27 protein-coding genes are annotated in these 25,816 nt (G+C 67.7%); 14 read left to right on the forward strand and 13 right to left on the reverse strand.

Going from position 1 to position 25,816, the window contains the following annotated elements:
• Positions 1 to 145: 145 nt before the first annotated feature.
• Entirely contained in the window at positions 146 to 634 is a 489-nt protein-coding gene (locus KR541_RS04935; protein WP_050011526.1) for a winged helix-turn-helix transcriptional regulator, read from the forward strand.
• A gap of 89 nt (positions 635 to 723) precedes the next feature.
• Positions 724 to 1,902 (forward strand): PA0069 family radical SAM protein, encoded by a 1,179-nt coding sequence (locus KR541_RS04940; RefSeq protein WP_050011524.1) that lies wholly within the window; start codon positions 724 to 726, stop codon positions 1,900 to 1,902.
• A 51-nt stretch (positions 1,903 to 1,953) separates the two neighbouring features.
• Here the strand turns inward: KR541_RS04940 and KR541_RS04945 are convergent, their stop codons facing one another.
• The gene (locus tag KR541_RS04945; RefSeq protein ID WP_050011523.1) at positions 1,954 to 2,421 is read right to left on the reverse strand and encodes an NINE protein; all 468 of its coding nucleotides are present in this window, start codon (positions 2,419 to 2,421) and stop codon (positions 1,954 to 1,956) included.
• 111 nt (positions 2,422 to 2,532) lie between these two features.
• A complete protein-coding gene (locus tag KR541_RS04950) occupies positions 2,533 to 3,672 on the reverse strand; it encodes a PQQ-dependent sugar dehydrogenase (RefSeq protein WP_050011521.1) in 1,140 nt (379 codons plus the stop codon).
• Positions 3,673 to 3,824: 152 nt separating this feature from the next.
• On the opposite strand from KR541_RS04950, the gene rpsP reads away from it, so the two are divergent.
• The 6 genes from rpsP to KR541_RS04980 all read left to right on the forward strand — a co-directional run bounded on the left by rpsP (position 3,825) and on the right by KR541_RS04980 (position 7,952).
• Entirely contained in the window at positions 3,825 to 4,079 is a 255-nt protein-coding gene (rpsP, locus tag KR541_RS04955) for a 30S ribosomal protein S16 (protein WP_006476550.1), read from the forward strand.
• Positions 4,080 to 4,119: 40 nt separating this feature from the next.
• Entirely contained in the window at positions 4,120 to 4,797 is a 678-nt protein-coding gene (rimM, locus tag KR541_RS04960; RefSeq protein WP_050011517.1) for a ribosome maturation factor RimM, read from the forward strand.
• Between the two features lies 1 nt (position 4,798).
• Positions 4,799 to 5,593 carry a tRNA (guanosine(37)-N1)-methyltransferase TrmD gene (gene trmD, locus KR541_RS04965; protein WP_006476548.1) on the forward strand — a complete coding sequence of 265 codons (795 nt, stop codon included), beginning with the start codon at positions 4,799 to 4,801 and terminating at the stop codon, positions 5,591 to 5,593.
• A gap of 133 nt (positions 5,594 to 5,726) precedes the next feature.
• Positions 5,727 to 6,119: a 50S ribosomal protein L19 gene (gene rplS, locus KR541_RS04970; RefSeq protein WP_006486838.1), complete on the forward strand. Its 393-nt coding sequence runs from the start codon at positions 5,727 to 5,729 to the stop codon at positions 6,117 to 6,119.
• A gap of 87 nt (positions 6,120 to 6,206) precedes the next feature.
• Complete coding sequence (locus KR541_RS04975) at positions 6,207 to 6,893, forward strand: CoA pyrophosphatase (protein ID WP_089488263.1); 687 nt, start codon at positions 6,207 to 6,209, stop codon at positions 6,891 to 6,893.
• A 120-nt stretch (positions 6,894 to 7,013) separates the two neighbouring features.
• Positions 7,014 to 7,952 (forward strand): CobD/CbiB family protein, encoded by a 939-nt coding sequence (locus tag KR541_RS04980; protein WP_050011514.1) that lies wholly within the window; start codon positions 7,014 to 7,016, stop codon positions 7,950 to 7,952.
• A gap of 81 nt (positions 7,953 to 8,033) precedes the next feature.
• Here the strand turns inward: KR541_RS04980 and KR541_RS04985 are convergent, their stop codons facing one another.
• The 3 genes from KR541_RS04985 to KR541_RS04995 all read right to left on the reverse strand — a co-directional run bounded on the left by KR541_RS04985 (position 8,034) and on the right by KR541_RS04995 (position 10,613).
• Entirely contained in the window at positions 8,034 to 8,351 is a 318-nt protein-coding gene (locus KR541_RS04985; protein ID WP_011351362.1) for a putative signal transducing protein, read from the reverse strand.
• A 64-nt stretch (positions 8,352 to 8,415) separates the two neighbouring features.
• Positions 8,416 to 9,357, reverse strand: coding sequence for a ribosome small subunit-dependent GTPase A (gene rsgA, locus KR541_RS04990; protein WP_050011511.1), 942 nt, complete (start codon positions 9,355 to 9,357; stop codon positions 8,416 to 8,418).
• Complete coding sequence (locus KR541_RS04995; RefSeq protein WP_050011804.1) at positions 9,354 to 10,613, reverse strand: M48 family metallopeptidase; 1,260 nt, start codon at positions 10,611 to 10,613, stop codon at positions 9,354 to 9,356. The genes rsgA and KR541_RS04995 overlap by 4 nt, the downstream gene beginning before the upstream one ends.
• Positions 10,614 to 10,738: 125 nt before the next feature.
• Here KR541_RS04995 and orn point away from each other — a divergent pair, with 125 nt between their 5' ends.
• The gene (gene orn, locus KR541_RS05000; protein WP_050011510.1) at positions 10,739 to 11,359 is read left to right on the forward strand and encodes an oligoribonuclease; all 621 of its coding nucleotides are present in this window, start codon (positions 10,739 to 10,741) and stop codon (positions 11,357 to 11,359) included.
• Positions 11,360 to 11,393: 34 nt separating this feature from the next.
• Here the strand turns inward: orn and mog are convergent, their stop codons facing one another.
• A complete protein-coding gene (gene mog, locus KR541_RS05005; protein ID WP_080334138.1) occupies positions 11,394 to 12,002 on the reverse strand; it encodes a molybdopterin adenylyltransferase in 609 nt (202 codons plus the stop codon).
• Positions 11,986 to 12,588, reverse strand: a complete 603-nt coding sequence (yjgA, locus tag KR541_RS05010) for a ribosome biogenesis factor YjgA (protein ID WP_275564760.1) — start codon at positions 12,586 to 12,588, stop codon at positions 11,986 to 11,988. Before yjgA ends, mog begins: the two co-directional genes overlap by 17 nt.
• Before the next feature lie 127 nt (positions 12,589 to 12,715).
• Here yjgA and pmbA point away from each other — a divergent pair, with 127 nt between their 5' ends.
• The gene (gene pmbA, locus KR541_RS05015) at positions 12,716 to 14,086 is read left to right on the forward strand and encodes a metalloprotease PmbA (protein WP_048984630.1); all 1,371 of its coding nucleotides are present in this window, start codon (positions 12,716 to 12,718) and stop codon (positions 14,084 to 14,086) included.
• A gap of 90 nt (positions 14,087 to 14,176) precedes the next feature.
• Here pmbA and KR541_RS05020 read toward each other — a convergent pair whose 3' ends face one another.
• Together KR541_RS05020 and KR541_RS05025 are read right to left on the reverse strand one after the other, a co-directional pair.
• Entirely contained in the window at positions 14,177 to 14,677 is a 501-nt protein-coding gene (locus tag KR541_RS05020) for a dihydrofolate reductase (RefSeq protein ID WP_050011507.1), read from the reverse strand.
• Positions 14,678 to 14,966: 289 nt separating this feature from the next.
• Positions 14,967 to 15,293: a hypothetical protein gene (locus KR541_RS05025; RefSeq protein WP_089488264.1), complete on the reverse strand. Its 327-nt coding sequence runs from the start codon at positions 15,291 to 15,293 to the stop codon at positions 14,967 to 14,969.
• A 500-nt stretch (positions 15,294 to 15,793) separates the two neighbouring features.
• Between KR541_RS05025 and KR541_RS05030 the strand changes: the two genes are divergently transcribed.
• Together KR541_RS05030 and KR541_RS05035 are read left to right on the forward strand one after the other, a co-directional pair.
• Entirely contained in the window at positions 15,794 to 17,191 is a 1,398-nt protein-coding gene (locus KR541_RS05030) for a sigma-54 dependent transcriptional regulator (protein WP_050011505.1), read from the forward strand.
• A gap of 42 nt (positions 17,192 to 17,233) precedes the next feature.
• Positions 17,234 to 18,205, forward strand: coding sequence for a thymidylate synthase (locus KR541_RS05035; protein ID WP_050011504.1), 972 nt, complete (start codon positions 17,234 to 17,236; stop codon positions 18,203 to 18,205).
• A gap of 98 nt (positions 18,206 to 18,303) precedes the next feature.
• Here KR541_RS05035 and KR541_RS05040 read toward each other — a convergent pair whose 3' ends face one another.
• Positions 18,304 to 20,877, reverse strand: coding sequence for a DUF6600 domain-containing protein (locus KR541_RS05040; RefSeq protein ID WP_252996645.1), 2,574 nt, complete (start codon positions 20,875 to 20,877; stop codon positions 18,304 to 18,306).
• Between the two features lie 150 nt (positions 20,878 to 21,027).
• Positions 21,028 to 21,735 carry an ArsR/SmtB family transcription factor gene (locus KR541_RS05045; RefSeq protein ID WP_050011501.1) on the reverse strand — a complete coding sequence of 236 codons (708 nt, stop codon included), beginning with the start codon at positions 21,733 to 21,735 and terminating at the stop codon, positions 21,028 to 21,030.
• A gap of 188 nt (positions 21,736 to 21,923) precedes the next feature.
• Between KR541_RS05045 and KR541_RS05050 the strand changes: the two genes are divergently transcribed.
• Together KR541_RS05050 and KR541_RS05055 are read left to right on the forward strand one after the other, a co-directional pair.
• A complete protein-coding gene (locus KR541_RS05050; RefSeq protein ID WP_162838111.1) occupies positions 21,924 to 22,064 on the forward strand; it encodes a hypothetical protein in 141 nt (46 codons plus the stop codon).
• A 130-nt stretch (positions 22,065 to 22,194) separates the two neighbouring features.
• Entirely contained in the window at positions 22,195 to 22,707 is a 513-nt protein-coding gene (locus tag KR541_RS05055) for an acyl-CoA thioesterase (RefSeq protein WP_027811985.1), read from the forward strand.
• A gap of 46 nt (positions 22,708 to 22,753) precedes the next feature.
• Here the strand turns inward: KR541_RS05055 and fumC are convergent, their stop codons facing one another.
• Entirely contained in the window at positions 22,754 to 24,148 is a 1,395-nt protein-coding gene (gene fumC / locus KR541_RS05060; protein WP_011544913.1) for a class II fumarate hydratase, read from the reverse strand.
• A gap of 184 nt (positions 24,149 to 24,332) precedes the next feature.
• Positions 24,333 to 25,721 (reverse strand): multidrug efflux MATE transporter NorM, encoded by a 1,389-nt coding sequence (norM, locus tag KR541_RS05065; protein WP_050011499.1) that lies wholly within the window; start codon positions 25,719 to 25,721, stop codon positions 24,333 to 24,335.
• Positions 25,722 to 25,816: the final 95 nt, after the last annotated feature.

Raw genomic sequence — 25,816 nt, forward strand, 5'->3', positions numbered from 1 at the left:
AGCTGCTCCAGATGGAAGGAACCAGGTCGAGGCCGGGCGCACCTGCGGCTCCGTGTAACCTCTAGCTGATCTAGTTTTTTGCGCTATGGTATTGTCGAATGTGCAGTTTTTGTTATTGTATTTTTCTGGTTTTCAGCATAAACAAATGAGAACGCAACGTCAGCCCGTACGTACGCTCGACAAGCTCGACCGGCGCATCCTGAAACTGCTCCAGGACGACGGCCGGATGGCGATGAAGGACCTCGCGGAACAGGTCGGACTGACCGTCACGCCGTGCATCGAGCGCGTGCGGCGCATGGAGCGCGACGGCGTGATCACCGGCTATCACGCGCGGGTCGACCCGCATCAGCTGGATGCCGCGCTGCTGGTGTTCGTCGAGATCACGCTCGGCCACAAGGGCGGCAACATGTTCGAGCAGTTCCGCCGGGAAGTGATGAAGATCGACGAGGTGCTCGAATGCCATCTCGTCTCCGGCGATTTCGACTACCTGATCAAGGCGCGGATCGGCGAGATGGCCGACTACCGGAAACTGCTCGGCGACATCCTGCTGCAGTTGCCCGGCGCCGTGCAGTCGAAGAGCTATGTCGTGATGGAGGAAATCAAGGAAACGCTGACGATTGCGGTCGGCGAGTGACGCTAGGCGGCCCGTCGTCGGGCCCTTTATCCCACCCTTGGCATGCTGCGCCCAATACTGTATAAATGTACAGTATTGGGCGCAGGCGAATGGGTGGGCACATGGACGATCGGTCCGACAACGAATTTCCGGTAGCGCCGCCCGTGCCCCGCAAGGGGCGCGGCGCGGTCGACAACCTGCAGGGGCGGTATGAAATCGCGCAGCGCGAAGCGGTGGACGACGGCTGGACGCACGCGTCCGACGATGCCGATTTCCCCGCGCCGCTGCGCACGCAGGTCTTCGAGGAGCGGGCGAAGAGCATCCTGACGCGCAACCAGTCGCCCGATATTCCGTTCAGCGTGTCGCTCAATCCGTATCGCGGCTGCGAGCACGGCTGTATCTATTGCTTCGCGCGGCCGACGCACAGCTACCTCGGGCTGTCGCCGGGGCTCGATTTCGAAAGCCGCATCTACGCGAAGGTCAATGCAGCCGAACTGCTCGAGCGCGAGATTTCGCGCAAGCGCTACGTGCCGGAGCCGATCGCGCTCGGCGTCAACACCGACGCGTACCAGCCGGTCGAGCGCGACCTGCGCATCACGCGCAGCGTGATCCAGGTGATGCACGACCGCGGGCTGCCGTTCGCGGCGATCACGAAGTCGTCGCTGATCGAGCGCGATCTCGACCTGCTCGCGCCGATGGCCGAACGCGGGCAGGTGATGGCGGCGGTCACGATCACGACGCTCGATGCCGAACTGGCGCGCACGCTCGAGCCGCGCGCGGCCACGCCGGCGCGGCGGTTGCGCACGATCCGTGCGCTGCGCGATGCGGGCGTGCCGGTCGGCGTGAGCATTGCACCGGTGATTCCGTTCGTGACCGAGCCCGACGTGGAGCACGTGCTGGAGGCCTGCGCGGAAGCCGGTGCGACGCATGCGAGCTACATCGTCCTGAGGTTGCCGTGGGAGGTCGCGCCGCTGTTCAAGCAGTGGCTTGCCGCGCATTTTCCCGATCGCGCGGAGCGCGTGATGAATCGCGTGCGCGACATGCGCGGCGGCAAGGATTACGACTCGGATTTCTCGAAACGGATGAAGGGCGAGGGGATCTGGGCCGACCTGCTGCGGCAGCGCTTCCGTCAGGCCGTCAAGCGGCTCGGGTTGAACGAACGCACGAACGGCATCCTCGATCTGTCGCGGTTCCGCGGTGCGCCTGCCGCCGGGGCGCCGGCGCCACGCGTCGCGGTTCGTGCAGCTGGCGCGAAATCGCGCGACGACATGCAGTTGAACCTGTTCTGACCGGCGAGCAACGCAGTCGCCGGTGGGCCGTATCGACCGTATTGGTCGTGCTTACTGCGAAATCTGCTTGGCCGCTTCAACCTGCGATTCGAAGTACGTCTGGAACGACAGCGCGAGTGCGGTCATCAACAGGAACGCACCGATCAGCAGCGAGAAGATCACGACGAAGATCACGGTCCAGCCCGACTGGCTCTGCTTGCCGGTGTCGGCGTTGAATTGCGCATCCCATTTTTCATCGGGGCGCAGCCCGTAGACGAGTGCGGCGAGGAACGCCGCCAGCAGCGAGATTGCACCGGGCACCGCGAGCCACCAGCCGAGGCCGGCGCTGCGCTGGGTTGCGGCAAGCAGCAGGAAGCCCGGGATGCCGACGATCGTCGCGAGCAGGTGGGCCCAGCCGTATACGTCGCGAAAGCCGTACAGATAGAAGCGATGCGCGCCGATCGACCCGAGCAGGAACGCGAGGGCGGCGGTGAGCGTCTTGGAGCGGAAGCGGCGGGGCGATGCGGTGCTGCTGGACATGGATGGCGGCGTAGTGTCGTTGGCATGGGCGGGGCCGGCGGGCCGGCGCGGGCGCGCGGCCCGGCACGCATTCTACGATGCCCGGTCGGGGCCGGTCACCCCTCGCGTGCGTCAGGGTGCCGCATACGTCACGCGGTAGATCGCGCCCGCGTAATCGTCGCTGACGAGCAGAGAACCGTCCGGCAGCGGCAATACATCGGCCGGGCGTCCCCATGCCGTGCCGTCGGGCCGCAGCCAGCCCGTGACGAACGGCGTTTGACGAGCATGGCTGCCGTCCGCCGAGACGACCACGCGCATCACGCGGTAGCCGACCTTCGTGCGGCGGTTCCACGAGCCGTGTTCGGCAATGAAGACGTTATTGCGATACGACGCCGGAAACATCGGCCCGGTGTAGAAGCGCATCCCGAGCGCCGCGACGTGCGCACCGAGTTTCAGGACCGGCGGCACATAACGTCGGCACGCGTCGGCGCTGCCGAATTCGGGGTCGGGCGTATCGCCGCCGTGGCAGTATGGAAAACCGAAGTCGAGGCCGGCGCGCGGCGCGCGGTTCAGCTTGTCGTCCGGTACGTCGTCGCCCATCAGGTCGCGCCCGTTGTCGGTGAACCAGAGCTCGCCCGAATCCGGGTGCCATGCAAAGCCGACCGTGTTGCGTATGCCGCGCGCGACCACTTCACGCCCGCTGCCGTCGGCGTTCATCCGCGCGATGATCGCGTAGCGGCTGCGATCGGCGAGGCAGACGTTGCACGGTGCGCCGATCGGCACGTACAGCTTGCCGTCGGGGCCGAACGCGATGAATTTCCAGCCGTGATGGTGATCGGTCGGCAGTGCGTCGGTCACGACGACGGGCGCGGGCGGTTTCGCGAGCCGGTCGTCGATATGATCGACGCGCAGGATGCGCGACACGGCGGATATATAAAGGGCGCCGTCGAGGTAGGCCACCCCGACGGGCATGTCGAGCCCGGACGCGATCACGTAGCGTGCGCTGATCCGGCCCTCGTGCATCACCAGTGCGTGGACGCGGCCGTCCCGCGTGCCGACATACAGGATGCCGCGCGGCGACCACGCCATTTCCCGTGCGGCCGGGACGGCGTCGGTCAGCACGTCCACATGGAAGCCGGGCGGCACGACGAGTTCGTTCACAGGCAGCGGCGCGGCAAACGCCGGGGCCGACGCGAGGCAGGCGAGGCCGGCAAGCAGCGCCGCGAACAGGTGCTGCACGCGGCGCATCGGGGCGGCGCGAAGAGGCGGCATGACGGTCGGTAGCATCCTGGACACGACGATTGTATGCCCGGCGGACGGGCCGTCCGCGGATTTTTACGCGTAAGTGTTTGTTGTACCTCTGGTTTCCGGCTATAATCGCGTGTTTCAGTAGTTTCGAACCCGGTTTTCCCGAAGGACATCATATGGTTATCATCCGTCTGGCTCGTGGCGGCTCGAAGAAGCGCCCGTTCTACAACATCGTTGCTACCGATTCGCGCAACCGTCGTGACGGCCGCTTCATCGAACGCGTCGGCTTCTACAACCCGGTCGCCACGAAGGGCGAATCGCTGCGTATCGCTCAGGATCGCCTGACGTACTGGCAAGGCGTTGGCGCGCAACTGTCGCCGACCGTCCAGCGTCTGGTGAAGGAAGCGCAAAAGGCGCAACCGGCTGCCTAATGGCACGGTGTGCCGGTCGTGCCGGCTGTGAGGTGCATTGATGGCGGGTCACGATTCCGGTAATGCAAGGCGCGGGCGTGCGTCATTCGGCGCATTCGTCCGCAAGCCGGTCGAGCGCGACGCGGTCGCGAACGCCGGTCAGGCTGCCGAACCAGGCAGTCCCGACGCGACGCAAGCCTGGCCCGACGATGCCGTCGAGGTCGGGGCGGTGGTCGACGCCTACGGCCTGAAGGGCTGGGTCAAGGTGGCGACGCATGCCGATGCCGGTCGCGGCGGCGACGCGCTGCTCAACGCGCGTCGCTGGTGGCTGGAACGCGGTGCGGAGCGGCTTTCCGTCCGCATCATGCAGTCGAAGACGCACAGCGATACTGTCGTTGCGCAACCCGCGGGCGTCAGCGACCGCGATGCCGCGCTGTTCATGCGCGGCTTTCGCGTGTTCGTGCGCCGGGAAGATTTCCCGGCACTGGCCGCGGACGAATTCTATTGGGTCGACCTGATCGGTCTCGAGGTCGTCAACGAGCAATCGGTGGCGCTCGGGAAGGTGAGCGGGATGATCGACAACGGCGTGCATTCGATCATGCGTGTCGAGTATCCGGCAACCGGTAAAGACGGTCAGCCGACCACCGACGAGCGATTGATTCCGTTCGTCGGCGTCTACGTCAAAACGGTGGATCAGGCGGCGCGTCGCATCGTCGTCGACTGGGAAGCCGATTACTGAAATGAACCAGGTTACCGAGAGCGCGGTGCAGTTCGACGTCGTCACGCTCTTTCCCGAGATGTTCCGTGCACTGACCGACTGGGGAATCACCAGCCGGGCCGTGAAGCAGGGGCGCTTCGGGCTGCGCACCTGGAACCCGCGTGATTTCACGACGGACAACTACCGCACGGTCGACGATCGTCCGTACGGCGGCGGTCCGGGCATGGTGATGCTGGCCAGGCCGCTCGAAGCCGCGATCGACGCCGCGAAAGCGGCGCAGGCGGAGCAGGGCATCGCGAGCACGCGCGTCGTGATGATGTCGCCGCAAGGCGCGCCGCTCACGCACGATCGGGCGGTGCGGATGGCGCAGGAACCCGGCGTCGTCGTGCTGTGCGGTCGCTATGAGGCGATCGACCAGCGCCTGCTCGACCGTTGCGTCGACGAGGAAATCAGCCTCGGCGATTTCGTGCTGTCGGGCGGCGAATTGCCGGCGATGGCGATGATGGATGCGGTCGTGCGGTTGCTGCCCGGCGTGCTGAACGATTCGCTGTCGGCCGTGCAGGACAGCTTCGCGGACGGCCTGCTCGATTGTCCGCACTACACGCGCCCCGAGGAATACGACGGCGTGCGCGTGCCGGACGTGCTGCTCGGCGGGCATCATGCCGAGATCGAGAAGTGGCGGCGCCAGGAAGCATTGAGGAATACGTTGCGGAAGCGGCCGGACCTGATCGTCCGGGCGCGCCGCGAGAAGTTGCTGAGCCGGGCCGACGAGGCGTGGCTCGCGAACCTCGCACGCGAAGCGAAGGACGCCTCCTGAGGCGGCTGCGCGAGCGGGAATTGGCGGTGCCGTACATGCGTGTGCGGCGCCTGATGTGAATCCATCCTCTATCGGGGCCAGGCCTGGAAGCAGGCGGGTGTGAACGCCGACACGATGGCATAAGGAGTCAGTAATGAATCTGATCGCAAAACTTGAGCAGGAAGAGATCGAGCGCGCGCTCGCCGGCAAGACCATCCCCGATTTCGCCCCGGGCGACACGGTGATCGTGAACGTGAACGTGGTTGAAGGTAACCGCAAGCGCGTTCAGGCTTACGAAGGCGTCGTGATCGCGATTCGCAATCGTGGTCTGAACTCGAACTTCATCGTCCGCAAGATCTCGTCGGGCGAAGGCGTCGAGCGTACGTTCCAGACGTACTCGCCGCTGCTGGCAAGCATCGTCGTGAAGCGTCGCGGTGATGTGCGTCGTGCGAAGCTGTACTACCTGCGCGAGCGTTCGGGCAAGTCGGCTCGTATCAAGGAAAAGCTGGTGTCGAAGGATCGCGCCGCAGCAGCTTCCCAAGAGTAAGAGCTGTAAGGAAAAAGCACCCAACCGGGTGCTTTTTTCATTCTGGCGCGACAATATGCTCGATACGACACGAACCCGAGAGCCCCATTGAATCGCCGCCCCATCATCGATCCCGAAGTATTGCCGGTCGAAGGCACCGGCGCCGGCCTGCCTGTCATCGATTCCAGGCTAATGACGCCGTCCGGCCTGCGAGAACGCTTCGCGCGCACGCTCGAGTGGAGCGTCGAACCCGGCGAAGCGAGGCTGCAGGAAGGCGTCGATCCGCGTAGCGCGGCCGTCCTCGTGCCGCTCATCGTCCGCGAGTCGGGCCTCACCGTGCTGCTGACGCAACGCGCCGATCACCTGAACGACCACGCCGGACAGATCAGCTTTCCCGGCGGCCGTCGCGAGCCGTTCGACCACGACGCGACCGCCACCGCGTTGCGCGAGGCGAAAGAAGAGATCGGGCTGGCCGCCGAACGCGTCGAGATTCTCGGCGCGCTGCCCGACTACCTGACCGGCACGGGTTTCTGCGTGACGCCGGTCGTCGGCCTCGTGCATCCGCCGTTCACCGTGCAGGCCGACACGTTCGAAGTCGCCGAGATTTTTGAAGTGCCGCTCGCGTTCGTGATGAATCCCGCGAACCATCAGATCCGCGTGTTCCGGTGGGAAGGCGGCGAGCGTCGTTTTTTTGCCATGCCTTACCCGAACGACGAACCGGACGGGCATTACTTCATCTGGGGCGCAACTGCCGCCATGTTTCGCAATCTGTATCGCTTCTTGGCGGCCGGTTAGGCGGGCGCGCCGGCCGGCGCGCGCGAGCGGCTGCCCGGCGACCGCGCCGGCAGCCATGCGCGGCTGACGCTGTGCTATCGTTATGCAAAAAATGACATAACTCCGAAGACGGCGCCACGCATGACTTTCTTTTCGGTTCTCCTCGCTCTCATCATCGAACAGGTCCGCGCGTTGTCGCCGAGCAATCCGGTGTTCGCACTGTTCCAGTTTCATGCGGAAACCGTCGCGCATGGCCTCGACGCCGGCAAGCAGAAGCATGGGCTCCTCGCCTGGCTCGCGGTCGTGCTGCCGTGGGTGCTGATCGTCGCGCTGATCTATTTCCTGCTGTACAAGGTGAGCTTCGTGCTCGCGTTCCTGTGGAACGTCGCCGTCGTGTATTTCACGCTCGGCTTCCGCCAGTTCAGCCACTACTTCACCGATATCCATCTCGCGCTCAACAACGACGACGTGCCGCGTGCGCGCGAAATCCTGCACGAGTGGACGGGCATCGACACGGTCGACATGCCGGTCGGCGAAATCGTCCGCCATACGCTGATCCACGCGGTCGTCGCGTCGCATCGGCACGTGTTCGGCGTGTTCTTCTGGTACGTGCTGCCGATCGGCCCGGCCGGCGCCGTGCTGTACCGGATTTCCGAATACCTCGCGCGCAGCTGGTCGACGCCGGGCGACGACCGCACGGCCGCGTTCTCGACGTTCGCGCAGCGCGCATTCTTCGTGATCGACTGGATTCCGTCGCGCCTGACGGCGCTCGGCTTCGCGATCGTCGGTAACTTCGAGGATGCGATCTATGCGTGGCGCAACCATACGCGCCAGTGGCCCGACCCGAACGACGGCGTATTGCTGGCCGCGGGCAGCGGCGCGCTCGGCGCGCGTCTCGCGGGGCCGCTCGCGGAGCCGTCGAGCCTCGATGCGCTGGCGGTCGGCGACAGCGGTCCGTTGACGGTCGGTGACGATTGCACGCCGCGCACGCTGCAGTCGGCGGTTGGCCTCGTGTGGCGCGCGGTGATCCTGTGGATGATCCTGCTGCTGATGCTGACGCTGGCCGTGTGGGTATCGTGAGTGATGCGCTAGCCCAGCGCTCGCCAAAATGAGAAGGCCGGCTCGATGCCGGCCTTTTCGCTGTGCGTCGGGGCAGTGCGTTCAGTCGTCGAGCGGGTCGCGCACGGCGCCGCATTGCCAGCACGCGGTGAATTGCGCTTCCAGCGCTTCGCCGCACTGCCGGCAGCGCCAGGGTGCCGCGCCGGCCGACGGGCCGTGCGACGCGGCATCGAGGAGCCGACGGGCGAGCGCGTCGTCGCGTTCGTCGTCGAGCCACAGTTCGGGCGTGCACGCATCGGCGGGCAGGCCGCCGAGCGCGCCGGTCGCATAGCAGTTGTGCAGCTCACAACCGATGCCGGCCACCTGGAGCACGTTGGCCCAATGCTGTGCGGTCGCGAGGTCGGGTGCCTTGAAACGCATCGCGGCTCCTGTCGATGAAGGCCGGCCCGGCTGGCGCCGGCCGGCCGTCGCACACGTCGAGCGGTCAGCGGACGATCTGGCTCGCCTCATGCACGAGCTGCGCGTACAGCGCGTGCCGGGACGGCGCGATGCGGCCGTCGGCGACGGCTTCGAGGATCGCGCAGCCGGGCTCGTGCAGATGATGACAATTATAGAAACGGCAGTCCGCGAGCAGCGGACGGAATTCCGGAAACGCGCGCTCGAGGCGGCCTTCGGTCAGGTGGTAGAGGCCGAATTCCTGGAATCCCGGCGAATCGATCAGCGCACCGCCGCCTTCCAGCGGGTACAGGCGTGTGAACGTGGTCGTGTGACGGCCGCTGTTGAGCGCGGCCGAAATCTCGCGGGTCGCGGCTTCGGCATCGGGCACGAGCAGGTTCACGAGCGTCGACTTGCCCATCCCGGACTGGCCGAGCAGGATCGTCGAATGCCCGGCGAGATGCGGCATCAACTGCGCGCGCGCGTCGTCCGGCGCGCCTTTCACCGACAGCTCGAGCACGTCGTAGCCGAGCGCGCGGTACGGCGCGAGACGCTCGCGCGCCACCGGCAGCGCGGCTTGGACGTCGATCTTGTTCAGCACGACGAGCGGCTTCAGCTCGTTCGCCTCGGCCGCGATCAGCGCGCGGCCGAGCAGATCCTCGCTGAAATAGGGCTCGGTCGCGAGCACGATCAGCAACTGGTCGAGGTTCGCCGCGAACAGCTTCGACTTGAACTGGTCGGAGCGGTACAGCAGGTTGCGCCGTTCGCCGATCTCCACGATCACGCCCTGGTCGGCCGATGCGAGCTCGTACGCGACGCGGTCGCCGACCGCGATGTCGCTCTTCTTGCCGCGTGGGAAGCATTGCAGCATCGGGCCGCCGTCATCGGGCGCGACGATGTAGTGGCGGCCGTGCGCCGCGATCACGCGGCCTTCGGCCCGCTGCGCGCCGGATGCGCGCGGGGCCGGCTGGCGGGAGGTCGGCCGGCTCATGCGTGCTGCAGCAGGCGGTCGATCCGCTGCGACGCGGGCGGATGCGAGTAGTAGAAGGCCGTGTAGACGGGGTCGGGCGTCAGCGTCGACGCGTTGTCCTCATAGAGCTTCACGAGCGCGCTGACGAGATCCTGCGCGTCGGTCTGGCTGGCCGCGAACGCGTCGGCCTCGAATTCGTGCTTGCGCGACGTGAGGCTGCTGAACGGCGTCGCGAAGAACAGGAACACCGGAATCGCGAGGAAGAACAGGATGAGCGCGGCGCCCGCGTTGCTGGTGTCGAGCGACGGCGTGACGCCGAGCCCCGTGTAGAACCACGTGCGTTGCGCGAGCCAGCCGAGCAGCGCGAGCAGCACGAGGCTCAGCACGAACGACACGAGCATCCGCTTCATCACGTGGCGGCGCTTGAAGTGGCCGAGCTCGTGCGCGAGCACGGCTTCGATCTCCTGGCCGGACAGGCGCGCGAGCAGCGTGTCGAAGAACACGATCCGCTTCGATGCGCCGAAGCCCGTGAAGTACGCGTTGCCGTGCGCGGAGCGGCGGCTGCCGTCCATCACGAACAGCCCCTTGGCCGCGAAGCCGCAGCGCTTCATCAGCGACTCGATGCGCGCGCGCAGCGCGTCGTCCTTCAGCGGCTCGAACTTGTTGAACAGCGGCGCGATGAAGGTCGGGTAGATCAGCAGCACGAGCATCTGGAACGCGACCCAGACGACCCAGGTCCACAGCCACCACAGGTTGCCGGCCTGGTTCATCAGCCACAGCACGACGAACAGCAGCGGCAGGCCGAGCACGGCGCCGAGCAACGTGTTTTTCAGCATGTCGGTGAAGAACAGCCGCTTCGTCATCCGGTTGAAGCCGAAGCGCTGCTCGATCCCGAACTGGCGGTAATACTCGAACGGCACGTCGATCACGCCCGTGATCGCGAGCACCGCGGCGACCAGCGCGACCTGTTGCCCGTAGCCGCGGCCGAGCCAGCCGGTCAGCAGCGTGTCGAGCGCGCCGACGCCGCCGAGCAGCGTGAGGCCGACCAGCACGGCCGCGCTGACGACGATCTCGAGCATCGTCAGCCGGGTGCGCTCGACGGTGTAATCGGCCGCGCGCTGGTGGGCGGTCAGCGGGATGGTGGCGCTGAACTGCGCGGGCACGCCGTTGCGGTGCGCGGCGACGAAGCGGATCTGCCGCGACGCGAGCCACAGCTTGGTGACGACCATCGCGAGTACGGCGATCGCGAACAGCAGGGTGAACGAAAAGGGTGACATCGAAGGCGCCAAAGGGTTCTATGCGAGAATTATATGTTCTTGCGGACCGGCCCCGCTGATGCGATGCCGACCGCCCGGGTGGCGCCGCGTCGGCGCGCCCGGTTCGCTATTTTCCAGGATGAATCATGACCGATACCGCCGCTTCCGCCAGCCAGCCCGCGCTCGTGCGCAACGAGTTGAACCTCGTCTGGCTCGACATGGAGATGACGGGCCTCGACCCGGATAACGACCGCATCATCGAGATCGCGGTCGTCGTGACCAATTCCACGCTCGACGTCGCCGTCGAGGGCCCGGTGTTCGCGATTCACCAGAGCGACGAGACGCTCGCGAAGATGGACGACTGGAACAAGTCGACGCACGGCCGCTCGGGGCTGATCGACCGCGTGCGCGCGTCGACCGTGACCGAGGCGGAAGCCGCCGCGCAACTGCAGGCGTTCCTCGCGCAGTACGTGTCCCCGGGCAAGTCGCCGATGTGCGGCAACTCGATTTGCCAGGACCGCCGCTTCATGGCGCGCTGGATGCCGGAATTCGAGCGGTTCTTCCACTACCGCAACCTCGACGTCAGCACGCTCAAGGAGCTGTGCCGCCGCTGGCAGCCGGCCATCTACAAAGGTTTCCAGAAGCGGGCGATGCACACCGCGCTCGCCGACATCCACGAGTCGATCGACGAGCTGAAGTACTACCGCGAGCATTTCCTGATTCCGGCCGCATCGGCGCCGGCAGGCGATTCCGTGCCGGCCGCCTGAGCGGGCCGGCACACGTGCGGCGCGCGGCAAACGCTCAGCGCCGCGCGCTTTTCGGGCGGAACGCCGCGACCACCGCGGCGTCGGTCTCGATATACGGGCCGCCGATCAGGTCGATGCAGTAGGGCACCGCGGCGAAGATGCCGGGCACGGTCGACTTGCCGTCGGCGTCGCGCAGCCCTTCCAGCGTTTCGCGGATCGACTTCGGCTGGCCGGGCAGGTTGATGATCAGCGCCGCATGGTCGGCCGTTTCGCGGATCACCGCGACCTGCCGCGACAGGATCGCGGTCGGCACGAAATTCAGGCTGATCTGCCGCATCTGTTCGCCGAATCCCGGCATTTCCTTCGTCGCCACGGCCAGCGTGGCTTCCGGCGTCACGTCGCGACGCGCGGGGCCCGTGCCGCCCGTCGTCAGCACGAGGTCGCAGCCGGCGACGTCGACGAGTTCGGTCAGCGTGGCCGAGATCGTCGGCGCGTCGTCCTGGATCAGGCGCGTTTCGGCGCGCCACGGCGAAACCAGCGTGCCGGCGAGCCATTCCTGCAGCGCCGGAATACCCTTGTCTTCGTAGACCCCCGTACTCGCGCGGTCGCTGATCGACACGAGGCCGACCACGAGCTCGTCCGGGTGGTTAGGCTTCGTCGTCATGGTCGTCTCCGGCGTCGTCGGCCGCGTCGTCGTCGCTGTCGGACGCGCCGCCGGCCGCCTTGATCCACTGGAACAGCTCGCGGAAATAGCGCGGCGGCTTGCCTTGCTGCGCTTCCTTGCGTGCGTTGCGGATCAGCGTGCGGCCTTCCTGGATGTCGGCGTCGGGGTGCTGGCGCAGGAATTCGGTCAGCGCGTCGTCGCTCGCGAGCAGCTGCTCGCGCGTGCGCTCGATCCAGTGCAGGCGGGCCGTCGCAGCCTTGTTCACGCCGCGTTGCGCGTCGAGTGCGGTGCGCAGCGCGGCCGTTTCGTCGTCGGTCAGCGAGCGCATCACGCGGCCGACGTACTGGAGCTGGCGGCGCTTGCCTTCGTGATCGGTGATCCGGCGCGCCTCGCGCACGGCGTCCGCGAGACTTTCGGGCATCGGCATGCGCTTCAGTGCGTCTTTCGGCAGGTCGACGAGCGCCTGGCCGAGCACCTGCAACTCGTGCATTTCGCGCTTCAACTGGGATTTGCTGGGGCGATCGTAGCCGTTGTCGTCTTCTTCGGCGACAGGCTCGATCGGCTGGATTCGGGTTTTGCGTGTCATGGGCCGCATTGTATCGCGGTGCGGACACCCCAAGCTTGTCTGTGCGCGGCCCCGGACCTTGCTATGATCGCGGGATACGCAACATTTTGACCATGCGGGCGCCCGCCCGCCACCGGATACCAAGACGATGGCAGCCAATCTCGACGTACAAGCGCGCTATTTCCCGCACACGCAGGACCAGCTCAAGGAAATCGCATCGGACATCCTTCGCCATGCGAAGGCGCTCGGCGCGACCGACGCCGCGACCGAAATCTCCGAGGGCGACGGCCTGTCGGTGTCGGTGCGCCGCGGCGAAGTCGAAACGATCGAGCACAACCGCGACAAGATGGTCGGCGTCACCGTGTTCATCGGCAAGAAGCGCGGCAACGCGAGCACGTCGGACTTCTCGCCGGCCGCGATCAAGGATACCGTCGCCGCAGCCTACAACATCGCGCGCTTCACGGCAGAGGACGAAGCGGCCGGCCTCGCCGAAGCCGAGCTGCTCGAAACCGATCCGCGCGACCTCGATCTGTACCACCCGTGGGCGCTGAGCGCCGACGAGGCCGTCGAGCTCGCCCGCCGCGCGGAAGACGCCGCGTTCGCGGTCAGCCCGCAGATCCGCAATTCGGAAGGCGCGAGCGTGTCGGCGCAGCACTCGCAGTTCGTGCTCGCGACGTCGCGCGGCTTCCTCGCCGGCTATCCGTACTCGCGCCACTACATCGCATGCGCGCCGATCGCGGGCAGCGGCCGCCACATGCAGCGCGACGACTGGTATTCGTCGAAGCGCAGCGCGATCGATCTCGCCGCGCCCGAAGCGGTGGGCCGTTACGCGGCCGAACGCGCGCTCGCGCGGATGGGCGCGCGCCGTCTCGACACGCGCAAGGTGCCCGTGCTGTTCGAGGCGCCGCTCGCGGCCGGCCTGCTCGGCGCGTTCGTGCAGGCGGTGAGCGGCGGCGCGCTGTATCGCAAGACGTCGTTCCTCGTCGACAGCCTCGGCAAGCCGGTGTTCGCGCCGCACGTCCAGGTCGTCGAGGATCCGCACGTGCCGCGCGCGATGGGCAGCGCGCCGTTCGACGAGGAAGGCGTGCGCACGCGTGCGCGCAGCGTCGTGAAGGACGGCGTCGTCGAAGGCTATTTCCTGTCGACCTATTCGGCACGCAAGCTCGGCACGCAAACCACCGGCAACGCGGGCGGCTCGCACAACCTCGCGCTGCGCAGCTCGAACACGCAGGCGGGCGACGACTTCGACGCGATGCTGAAGAAGCTCGGCACGGGCCTGCTGCTGACCGAGCTGATGGGGCAGGGCGTGAACTACGTGACGGGCGACTATTCGCGCGGCGCGGCGGGTTTCTGGGTGGAGAACGGCGTGATCCAGTATCCGGTCGAGGAAATCACCGTCGCCAGCACGCTGCAGGAGATGTTCCGCCATATCGTCGCGATCGGGGCGGACTCGATCGTGCGCGGGACGAAGGAAACCGGCTCGGTGCTGATCGAGCAGATGACGATCGCGGGGCAGTAAGCCGCGCGTGGCGCAGGCCGCCAGGAAACGAAAAAGCCCGACCGGCGTATGTGAGCCGGTCGGGCTTTTTTCATCGTGCGGAAGAAGACGTCAGCCGCGCTTGCGCGTGTAGACGACGAACGCATAGCCGAACGTGTTCGGCGCGGCGGCCCGATGCGCGTCGCGCGAGACTTCCTGCCAGTGCGCGGCGTCGGGCGCCGGGAACGACGCGTCGCCGTCGAAATCGGCATCGATCTCGGTGACGATCAGCTTGTCGGCGAGCGTGAGACCTTCCGCGTAGAGTTGCGCGCCGCCGATCAGGAACGCCTCGGGCACGCCGTCGTGCGCGGCGAGCGCCAGTGCATCGGCGAGCGACGTGACCGTGTCGCAGCCTTCGAAACGGCGCGCGGCGTCGCGCGTGACGACGATGTTGCGGCGGCCGGGCAGCGGCCGGCCGATCGATTCGTGGGTCTTGCGGCCCATCACGATCGGCGCGCCCATCGTCGTGCGCTTGAAGAACGCGAGATCCTCGGGAAGTTTCCAGGGCAACTGGTTGTCGCGGCCGATGATGCCGTTGCGGGCGCGCGCGACGATCAGGGTCAACGTCGTCATGAAGGTCGGGGAAGAGGGAAGACGGAATGGGGCCGATTTTACCGGAACGGCGGCGCGTGCCGGATTCCGCCTGCCGGCGCGGGTATCCGCGTTTCTTGCATCGTGCGCCGCGACGCGTGATGCCCCGCGCCGCGGCGGCCGTCCGAATAAAAAGAGTGCCCGCCGGGGGACGGAGCACAAAAACTTTTTGTGCTGCGAGATCGGCGATACCGGCTCTACCCGATGGCATTCCTTCCGACCGGATCGTCGATTCAATACGCAATCCTGATCGATTCGACGCGTCGAATGATCAGGGATGCGTATTGGCTCGCGCGTTGCCTTCCATCGCATGCCGGATATCGCCCGGTTGAGGCGCCGGCAGCGGCAGCGGCAAATGGGGCGGCGGTGGAATCTCGTCCCACAGCGTCACGGAGGCCTGGCGTGCCGGCAGCGGTTGCGGCGCCGACACGGTCACGATGCCGAACGCGTTGTCGTGTTGCCTGCCCGGCGTGTTGTCGGCAAGCAGCATCGCGCGCTGCGGCTGCATGCCTTCGTCCGCGCAGGCCGGTGCAGGCGGGCCGGCGGCCGACAGCACGAGCGTCATCGGCACGAAGGAAAGTAAAAAAAGTTTTCGCATGGCGACTGTCTCCGGTCGTTTCCGTATTCAGCGAAATACATGCCACCGTACCGGGACCGTTGCCGCCATTGCGATTCGTGCCCGAGCATTGCGAATGACGGCCGAAAACGCCTGAAAATGTTTCAGGCCTGAAACGAGGGGGCTCGGGAATATTGCTGATTCAACCGATACGCTCGAAGGATGAAAATCGGCGCGTGTGTTGGTGACGAAGCCCTTTCTGCGCATCCACTATGTGCAGAGGATTGATCTGCATCGACCTCCTGAGCGATTTGGCCGCATCGCCATCGGCGCTGAAACGGGTTTGTCGTATTCAGCGCCTATAACCAAGCTGTCTTGTCAAAAATTATTGGACGCGAGATAAGCGCCATCATGCGAGGCTTTGTCGTTGCCGCGCATCGGCATGGCGAATCGAGCCACCTCTGGCTGACCCGATTCGATCCTTTTGCACACGATCTGACGTGTGCGGCAATCGTTAGACGGTTGATGAACGGGGTGAGGATATGGGAGCCGATCAGCGGCACGTGATCTACTATTCGCGCGAACCGAACGACGCATTGCGCGGCCATTTCGACGAACGCGGCTGGCGCGTCGATCTCGCCGAGACCGTGCGCGACGTACGGCGCGTCGTGCAGCACGGCGTGGCAACCGCCGGCCTGCTCGATTTCTCGCCGGGCTTCAAGCCGTCGGACCTGCGCGAACTCGAAGCCTGCCTGAGCATCCAGCACATCGGCTGGATCGCGGCGACGCGACGCGGCCAGTTGCAGGACGCGACACTGCGGCATCTCATCCGCGACTATTGCTTCGACTACGTGACGATGCCGTACGAAACCGGGCGGATCGTCGAGACCGTCGGCCATGCGCACGGCATGGTCGCATTGACCGATCCCGTTGCGCCGCCCGTCGGCGCCGGGCGCAGCGAAGGCGAGATGGTCGGCACCTGCGATGCGATGCTCGGGCTCTTCAGGACGATTCGCCGGGTCGCGGCGACCGACGCCCCGGTGTTCATCTCCGGCGAATCGGGCACGGGCAAGGAACTGACGGCGGTCGCGATTCACGAGCGTTCGTCGCGCGCGCAGGCGCCGTTCATCGCGATCAATTGCGGCGCGATCCCGTCGACGCTGCTGCAGGCGGAACTGTTCGGCTATGAACGCGGCGCGTTCACCGGCGCGAACCAGCGCAAGATCGGCCGCGTCGAGGCCGCCAACGGCGGCACGCTGTTTCTCGACGAGATCGGCGACCTGCCGCTCGAAAGCCAGGCGAGCCTGCTGCGCTTCCTGCAGGAAGGCAAGATCGAGCGGCTCGGCGCGCACGTGTCGATGCCGGTCGATGTCCGCGTGATCTGCGCGACGCACGTGGACATGGAAACGGCGCTGCGCGAAGGGCGCTTTCGCGAGGACCTGTTTCACCGGCTGTGCGTGCTGAAGATCGAGGAGCCGCCGCTGCGCGCGCGCGGCAAGGACATCGAGGTGCTCGCGCGCCACATGCTCGAGCGCTTCAAGGGCGACGCGCATCGCCGCCTGCGCGGCTTTTCCCCGGACGCGGTCGCGTCGCTGTACGGCTATTCGTGGCCGGGCAACGTGCGCGAGCTGATCAACCGCGTGCGGCGCGCGATCGTGATGTCCGAAGGCCGGATGATCACCGCGGCCGATCTCGAGCTGAACGACTATGCGACGCTCGCGCCGGTGTCGCTGCTGGAGGCGCGCGAGGCGGCCGAACGGCAGGCGATCGAGCAGGCGCTGCTGCGCCATCGCGGCCGTTTTGCCGATGCCGCGCGTGAGCTCGGCGTGTCGCGCGTCACGCTCTACCGGCTGATGTGCGCGCACGGCATGCGCGATCGCGGCGACACGCTGGCAGGGTTTTCGGCGTCGTTGCCGGAGCTTCCGCGCCACGCTTGCTAAAATTGGCGGGTACGGCCGCCCCTCGCGGCCGAAGGAACCCGCATGAAACAGTATCTCGATCTCGTTCGTACCATTCTCGATACCGGCGCCTGGCAGGAGAACCGCACGGGCATCCGCACCATCAGCATGCCGGGCGCGATGCTGCGCTTCGACCTGCAGCAAGGCTTCCCGGCCGTGACGACCAAGAAGCTCGCGTTCAAGTCCGCGATCGGTGAACTGGTCGGGTTCCTGCGCGCGTCGCGCAGCGCGGCCGATTTTCGCGCGCTCGGCTGCAAGGTGTGGGATGCGAACGCGAACGAGAACGCGCAGTGGCTCGCGAACCCGTATCGCCGGGGCGTGGACGATCTCGGCGACGTATACGGCGTGCAATGGCGTGAGTGGCCGGGTTACAAGGTGCTCGACGCGAACGCTGACGCGCAGATCGCCGACGCGACGCGCCGCGGCTTCCGGATCGTCACGCGTTTCGACGAAGACGGCGCGCCGAAGGTGCTGCTGTACAAGGCGATCGACCAGCTGCGCCAGTGCCTGGACACGATCATGGAGAACCCGTCCGATCGTCGCATCCTGTTTCACGCGTGGAATCCGGCCGTGCTCGACCAGATCGCGTTGCCCGCGTGCCATCTGCTGTACCAGTTCCTGCCGAACGCGACGAAGCGCGAGATCTCGCTGTGCCTGTACATCCGCAGCAACGACGTCGGCCTCGGCACGCCGTTCAACCTGACGGAGGGGGCCGCGCTGCTGTCGCTCGTCGGCCGGCTGACGGGCTATACGCCGCGCTGGTTCACGTATTTCATCGGCGACGCGCACATCTACGAGAACCAGCTCGACATGCTGCAGCAGCAGCTCACGCGCGAGCCGTACGAAAGCCCGCGGCTCGAGATTGCCGAGCGCGTGCCCGAGTACGCGAAGACGGGCGTCTATGCGCCCGAATGGCTGGAGCAGGTCGAGCCGTCCGATTTCTCGCTCGTCGGCTACCGGCATCATGAGCCGCTGACCGCGCCGATGGCGGTCTGATCGCGCGGCCGGGGCCGCGCGGCTTCATCGATTCGCACCTGCAAAAAGGCTCGACCGGCTGATACCGGTCGAGCCTTTTTGTTTCATGTTTGCTGCACCTACTGACGATGCCGCTCCTCGTGGCCGCCCTGCGGCGGCGGATTGCCCGGACGCGGCGCCTCGACGTGCGGCGCCGGCTGTGGCCGTGGCTCCATCCGGGGCGCGGGCATCGACGGGCGCGGTTCCATCCGGGGCGCCGGCTGGGGTTGAGGTCGCGGCTCCATGCGCGGCGCCTGCGGCTGCGGGCGCGGCATGTCATGCACGGCGGGCGCCGGCGGGCGGTACTCGTTCACGCGCGGCGGCGCGACTTCGCGATGGGGCGCCGGTTGCGCGAAGTCCTGGCGCGGTTGCGGCGCGGGGGCGGCCCGTTCGGGCTGCGGCTGCGCTTGGCGGGCCGGCGTCGGGAGATCGGGGCGCGGACGCGGTTGCGGAATCTGCGCGACATGGTCCGACTGCGGTTGCGGTTGCTGCTGCGCGCGCGGCGTTTCGTTCCGGCCGCCGGGTTGCACACCCTGCGGTGTCGGCACGCCGTCCGGATGCGGTACCGCCGCGCTGCGCACGGGCGGCAGCGCATTCTGTCCTGCCGCGTGCAGCGCAGTAGGCGGCGCGGCGCGCTGACGCTCCATCGGCGTGTGCGGCTGCATCCACGCGGGCGACGACGGTGCGCCGGCTGCACGTGCATTGCCGATGCCCGACGGAGCGTTGTTCGCGCCCGGCGGATGCGGAACGCCGTTGCCGGGCGCGAACGCCTGATGCGGGATCGGGTTGCCGGGCGCCTGCGGCGGGCCGCCATTGGTGAAACGCGGTGCGTTGGGGTTTTCGCCGTTCGGCCGGGCGCCGTTCGGCATGCCCGGCGTCGGTACGCCCGGCCGGCCCGCCTGCTCGGCGGCCGGCTGGCCTTCACGCGGCGCGCGGCCCGGCTGCACGACGGGGCCGTGCGGGTTCACGAGCTGCACGTTGTGCATCGCCCAGGCGCCGCCGCCCGGCTTGCCCGGAACGCGGACCGGACGCGCCGCGTAGTCGGCCGGCACATTCGTCTTCACGACCGGCGCGCCGGCGCCCGGTACGCGCCCGCCTTGCTGCGCGAGGTGGGCGGCGGCCTGGTCGCGATACGCGGGCGGCACGGCAGGATTGCGCGTCGCGACGTACGGGTGTTGCGCGATCGCCGCCGGCGGACGGTAGCTGGCAGTGCGCAGCCCGCCGGTGAAGCTCTGGCGGACCGGCGCGATGCCGGGCGTGCCCGGCGTGACGTGCGCGTTGCGCCATTGCTGCGGATCGACGTGTTGCGAGAAGTGCGCGACCGGCTGGCCGTGCACGAACGCGGCGGCCGGCACGGCCGTGATCGCATGCGGCGCGCGGAAGTTCACGTACGTCTTGTTGATGTTGGTGATATTGGTGATGTTCGTCACGTTCACGGTCTTGTTCACGTTGACGTTGTTCACCACGATGTTGCGGTTGACGCGGTCGTAGTAGTGCGGGCTCCAGCCGCCCCAGCCCGGATGCCACGGTTCGCCCGGACCGAGCGCGAACCACGCGCAGCCGGCCGCGGCAACGCCGCCGACCGTGAGCGCGACGCTCCAGTCGGAACCGCCGCCGCCCCCGCCGCCGACGAACGCGACGAGCGCCGGCGCATAGACGGGCGGCTGGCTGACGACCATCGGCCCCGGCACCCAGGCCCAGCTGTCGTCCAGGTACGCCCAGCGGCCGTAGTGATAGGGCGCGAAGCCCCACGGCGCGTCGTCGACCCAGGTCCAGCCCCACGGCGCCTGCCAGATCCAGTGGCCGTCGTGATACGGCGCCCAGTCGGCCGGCGTGTCGTTCGGCACCCATACCGCGCCGTAATTCGGGGTTTCGCGCCACGTGCCGTTCGCGTCGAGATCCTGGTAGCCGGGCATGTCGCGGGACACGTAGCGGGCCGACACCGAGCGCGCTTCGGCCGCGTCGCGGCTGGCGGCCCACTGGTCGAGCGCGTCGGGGCCCGGTGCGGCCGATTGCTGCGCGACCTGCAGGTCGGTGCCGGTGAATACGACCTGCTGCCCGGGCGACAGCGGATACTGCCCGTTGCTGCCGTAGACGGTCGCGCTGCCGCTGCGCACCGTCACCGTCGTGCTCGCGCCGTTCGGCGCGACATCGACGCGATAGTCGCCGGGGCCCGTGATGCCGAGCGCGAGGTTCGGCGTGTCGATTTCGTACGATCCGCCGGCCGGCAGACCGCGCACGTGCGTCGAGACGGTGCCGAGACCCACTTTCAACTGCGTCGTCGTGTCGTCGAGGTTCAGCACCGACAGGCTCGTCGATTCGCCGAGCCGCACCGCGGTCGAGCCGATGTGCAGTTCCGAGCGCGCGCCGGCATCGTTCCACAGCTGGTCGCCGGTCGTCAGCGGCCGGTTCACCGCCGCATACGACCAGGTATCGGTGCCGGCCGGTTCGGTCGTCACGGCCCCCGACAGGTAATTGAGCCGGGCGACGCGGCCGGGCGGATCGCCGCCGGGTTGCCGTGCCGCGGCTGCAGCCGGCGGCGCATCGGCAGATTGCGCGAAGGCGGGCGGCAGCGCCGCCAGTGCGGCGAATGCGAGCAGCGTGTAGCGGGCGGTGCGCTTGAGCGCGAACAGGGAGGCCATGGTGAGCGTCATCGTTGTGATCGCGGCGCGTCGATTCGTGCCGTCCCGTTCACGATATCCGCTTGGCCTGTTTCAAGGCACGGTGTTTTGTAAGTCGAATGGCACGCGGTGTAACAAAACCTGTCCATCGCGCGCCGTTGTCGTGCAGCTGCAATGCCGGCGTCAAGCAGACGTAAGCCACGCGTCGAAAACCTGCTGCCCGGGCACCGTGACGCGCAGCACGCGCGGTCGGGCCGCGCGCTCGATCCAGCCGTGTGCGCAGAAGCTGTCGAGCAGCGCCGCGCCGAGCGCGCCGCCGAGATGCGAACGCCGCTCGCTCCAGTCGAGACAGCCGCACGCGAAGCGGCGCCGGCGCGCGCGCTGCTGCGCGACGTCGATGCCCCATTGCGAGAGCGCCTGCGTGCCGCGCTCGGTGGTGTCGATCGCGTCGCCGTTGGCGAATAGCCAGCCGCGCGCGGTGAGGCCGTCGAAGATGCGCACCGCGAGCTCGCCGGCCATGTGGTCGTAGCAGGTGCGTGCATAGCGCAGTTCGGCCGGGACCGTGCGCGACGGCGGCGGAACCGGGCGATGCGGCGCGGCCGCGCGGGCGACGTTCGCGAGCGCTTCGAGCGACGCCGCGATGTCGGCCGACGCAATGCGGTAGTAGCGATGCCGGCCGCGCACGTCGAGGGCCAGCAGCCCGCCCTCGGTCAGGCGCGCGAGGTGCGCGCTGGCCGCGGACGGCGACAGCCCCGCGATCATCGTCAGTTCGCCGGCCGGTCGCGCGCTGCCGTCCATCAGCACCCACAGCATCGCGGCGCGGCCGGGATCGGCGATCAGTGCGCCGATGCGGCTCAGGCCCGGAAAATGGTGGTCGTCTTGATCGGTCATCGTCGTGTCTCGTCGAGCGGGTTGGAGGGCAGTGTAGTCCGCGCGCGCATTCGATGTTTCGTTTCCGGATGAAATGTCGGATACGGCGGTGGCGCGCTGGCGGGGACCGGACCGCGGCCCGTTGCAGGGCACGCGTAGAATGGCCGGACGCGGCGGCAGCGGGCCGCCGCATGTGACGCGATGCAACGATGAAGACGATTTTCTGTGTGTTGGCGGCCGCGCTCGTGTGCGCGGCCTGTGCGTCCGGCGGTGCGGGCGCGACCGGCGAGCGCAGCGGCAGTATCGAGATGTACGGGACGATCGACCAGGGCATCACGGTGCGCCGCTGACCGACGCCGGTCGGCGCGCGAGCCGGCATGGCCGCCGCAGCCCCGCTAGGCGGGGCTTGCCGCGACGCATTGCCGCAGTGCAACGTATAATGGCCCGATTACAGCGCCCCTGCCGCCTGGAGCCACAACAATGCCCCAACCGTCCCCCGTGCCGGCCGCTCTCGACCGCACCGAAACCGTATTCCGCTTCCTTGCCGAGCCTTCGTCCGTGAACTTCGGCGGCAAGGTGCATGGCGGCGCGCTGATGAAATGGATCGACGAGGTCGCGTATGCGTGCGCGGCCGTCTGGTCGAGCCGCTATTGCGTGACGGTCAGCGTCGGCAACATCCGTTTCCAGCGTCCGATCCTGGTCGGCAATCTGGTCGAGCTGAAGGCGCGCGTCGTCGCGACGGGCCGTACCAGCATGCACATCCACGTGTCGGTGCACGCCGGCGATCCGAAGGGCGGCGTGCTGCGCCAGACGACCGATTGCCTCGTCGTGTTCGTCGCGGTCGACGAGAACGGCAACCCGGTGCCGGTGCCGCCGTTCGTGCCCGAAACCGACGAGCAGAAGGTGCTCGCCAAATATGCGGCCGACGTGCGGGCCGCGCTCGACAAGATCGTCGAGATGAAGCCGGAAGAGGTCGCGAAGGGCACCGTCTGAGTGCCGCGGGCGCCGCGCTCGACGCGCCGCGCCCGTCGTCCTGCCGTTACCGCGTCCCGATCATCTGCTCGGGGCGTACCCATGCATCGAATTCCGCCTCGGTCAGGTAGCCGAGCGCGAGCGCGGCCGCCTTCAGCGTCGTGCCTTCCTTGTGCGCCTTCTTCGCGATCTGCGCGGACTTGTCGTAGCCGATGTGCGGATTGAGCGCCGTCACGAGCATCAGCGATTCGTTCAACAACAGGTCGATGCGCGAGCGGTTCGGCTCGATGCCCACCGCGCAGTGATCGTTGAAGCTCTGCGCGCCGTCGGCGAGCAGCCGCACCGACTGCAGCACGTTGTGCGCGATCATCGGCCGAAACACGTTCAGCTCGAAATTGCCGCTCGCGCCGCCGACGTTGACCGCGACGTCGTTGCCGAACACCTGGCAGCACAGCATCGTCACGGCTTCCGACTGCGTCGGGTTCACCTTGCCCGGCATGATCGAGCTGCCCGGCTCGTTTTCCGGGATCGACAGCTCACCGAGCCCGCAGCGCGGCCCGCTCGCGAGCCAGCGCACGTCGTTCGCGATCTTCATCAGGCTCGCCGCGACCGTCTTCAGCGCGCCGTGCGCGAAGACCAGCGCGTCGGCGGCCGCCATCACCTCGAACTTGCTCGGCGCCGTCACGAACGGCAGCTTCGCGAGCCGCCCGATCTCGTCGGCCACGCGCACCGCGAATTCCGGATGCGCATTCAGCCCGGTGCCGACCGCGGTGCCGCCGAGCGCGAGTTCGTACAGGTGCGGCAGCGCCGATTCGACGTGACGGATGCCCTGGTCGAGCTGCGCGACATAGCCGGAGAACTCCTGGCCGAGCGTGAGTGGCGTCGCGTCCTGCAGGTGCGTGCGGCCGATCTTCACGATGTCGGCGAACGCCTTCGACTTCGCGTCGAGCGTCGCGCGCAGCGTGCGCAGCGCCGGCAGCAGGTGGTTGACGATCGCATACGCGGCCGCGATGTGCATCGCGGTCGGGAACACGTCGTTCGACGACTGGCCGCGATTCACGTCGTCGTTCGGATGAACCTTGCGCGCTTCGCCGCGCTCGCCGCCCAGCAGCTCGCTCGCGCGGTTCGCGATCACCTCGTTGAGGTTCATGTTGGTCTGCGTGCCGGAGCCCGTCTGCCACACCGCGAGCGGGAATTCGCGCGGATGCTTGCCGGCGATGATCTCGTCGGCGGCTTCGATGATCGCGTGCGCCTTGTCGTCGGCGAGCACGCCGAGCGACTGGTTGACGGCCGCCGCGGCCCGCTTGACGATCGCGAGCGCGTGGATCAGCTCGGGCGACTGCTTCTCCGTCGAGATCCGGAAATTCTGCAGCGAGCGCTCGGTCTGCGCGCCCCAGAGCCGGTCGGCCGGCACGGCGATCTCGCCGAACGTGTCGCGTTCCATCCGAACTGCTTCATTCATGATGCACTCCTCCTGGAAAGGGGAAAGGCCGCGCGTCGTCGCGCGGCGTCAGGCGTAATCAGACGTATCGTGAGGCAGTCGCGCCGCTGGCGCGGCGTCTCGAGCGGTTCAGCCGACAAGCATAGCGCCGGCCGCGATTTCGCGTCGTGTCGTGCCCACGGCGCGTGACGCGCGCAAACCGGCGCTAGCGCGCCGCCGCGATCAGCGACGCGGTCTTGCGGTGGAAGCGCCATGCCATCAGCACGGCGACGCTCGCGAGGCCCGCCGCGAGCCCCCACCACAGGCCGCGCGCGCCCAGGCCCGCGTGGAAGGCGAACCAGTAGCCGGTCGGGAAGCCGATGCCCCAGTAGCCGAGGGTCGCGGCGAGCATCGGGATGCGCGTGTCCTTCAGGCCGCGCAGCGCACCGGACCCGACGGTCTGCATCCCGTCGACGATCTGGAACACCGCGGCGATGCCGAGCAGCGACGCGGCGAGCGACACCGTGGCCGCGTTGGCCGGGTCGTCGAGGTGCAGGTACAGGCCGACGATCGTATGCGGCGCGACGATCATCACGAGGCCGGACAGCGACATGAAGCCGACGCCGAGCGCGAGCGCGACGAAGCCCGCGTGCCGCGCGGCGACGGGCGAACCCGCGCCGATCCAGTAGCCGACGCGCACGTTGGCCGCCTGGCCGATCGCGAGCGGCACCATGAACGACACCGACGCGACGTTCAGCGCGATCTGGTGCGCGGCGAGCGACGTCGCGCCCAGCACGCCGACGGTGAGGCCGGTGGCGAGGAACAGCGTCGATTCGACGCCGTACGTGATCGCGACCGGCCAGCCGATGCCGATCAGTTCGCCCATCACGGGCAGCTTCGGGCGCGCGGCGGTCACGAAATGGCGAAAGCGCTGCCGGCCGTGCAGCAGCCAGATCAGCGCGAGCGCGGTGAGCCAGATCGTGATCGTCGTCGCGACGGCCGAGCCGAGAAAGCCGAGGCGCGGCAGTCCGAATGCGCCGTGGATCAGCCCGTAGTTCAGCACGCCGTTGACGCCGACGCCGCCGATCGATACCCACAACAGCCGCCGCGCGGCACCGATCGCTGGCAGGAACGCGCGCATCAGCCCGACGCCGATCAGGCTGCCGAGCGCCGCGAAGCGCAGGATGCCCGTGTATTCGCCGACGTGATGCGCGAGCAGCGGCGGCTCGTGGAACATCAGCAGGATCGGTTCGGCCAGCGACAGCGCGACGATCGCCGGAATCGCGAGCAGCACGGACAGCGCGAAGCCCGTCCAGTAGATGTGCGGCACGCGCTCCTCGGCCTGCGCGCCGCGCGCGTGCGCGACGCTCACGCTGACCGACGACAGCGCGCCTTGCAGGATCGTCACGATCACGAAGAAGAAGTTCGCGCCGAGCCCGCCCGCCGCGAGCGAATCGGGGCCGAGCGAACCGAGCAGCACCGTGTCGGTGACGCTCATCGCCATCTGGGACAGTTGCGCGATCGCGAGCGGCGCGGCGAGGCGCGCGGTATCGGCGGCATGACTGGACAGGGACGGCGGCGCGGCGGCCGTCCGCGTGAGACCGGAATGCGACATGGAATGGGCGCTCGCGCGGGTGCGGGCCCGCGCTGTATGTCGTTATTTTGAGAGACGGCTAGCTTACGGCTTTATTCGTACCGTGTCGAACGCGT

Source organism: Burkholderia sola (genome assembly GCF_905400185.1).
Classification (GTDB): domain Bacteria; phylum Pseudomonadota; class Gammaproteobacteria; order Burkholderiales; family Burkholderiaceae; genus Burkholderia; species Burkholderia sola.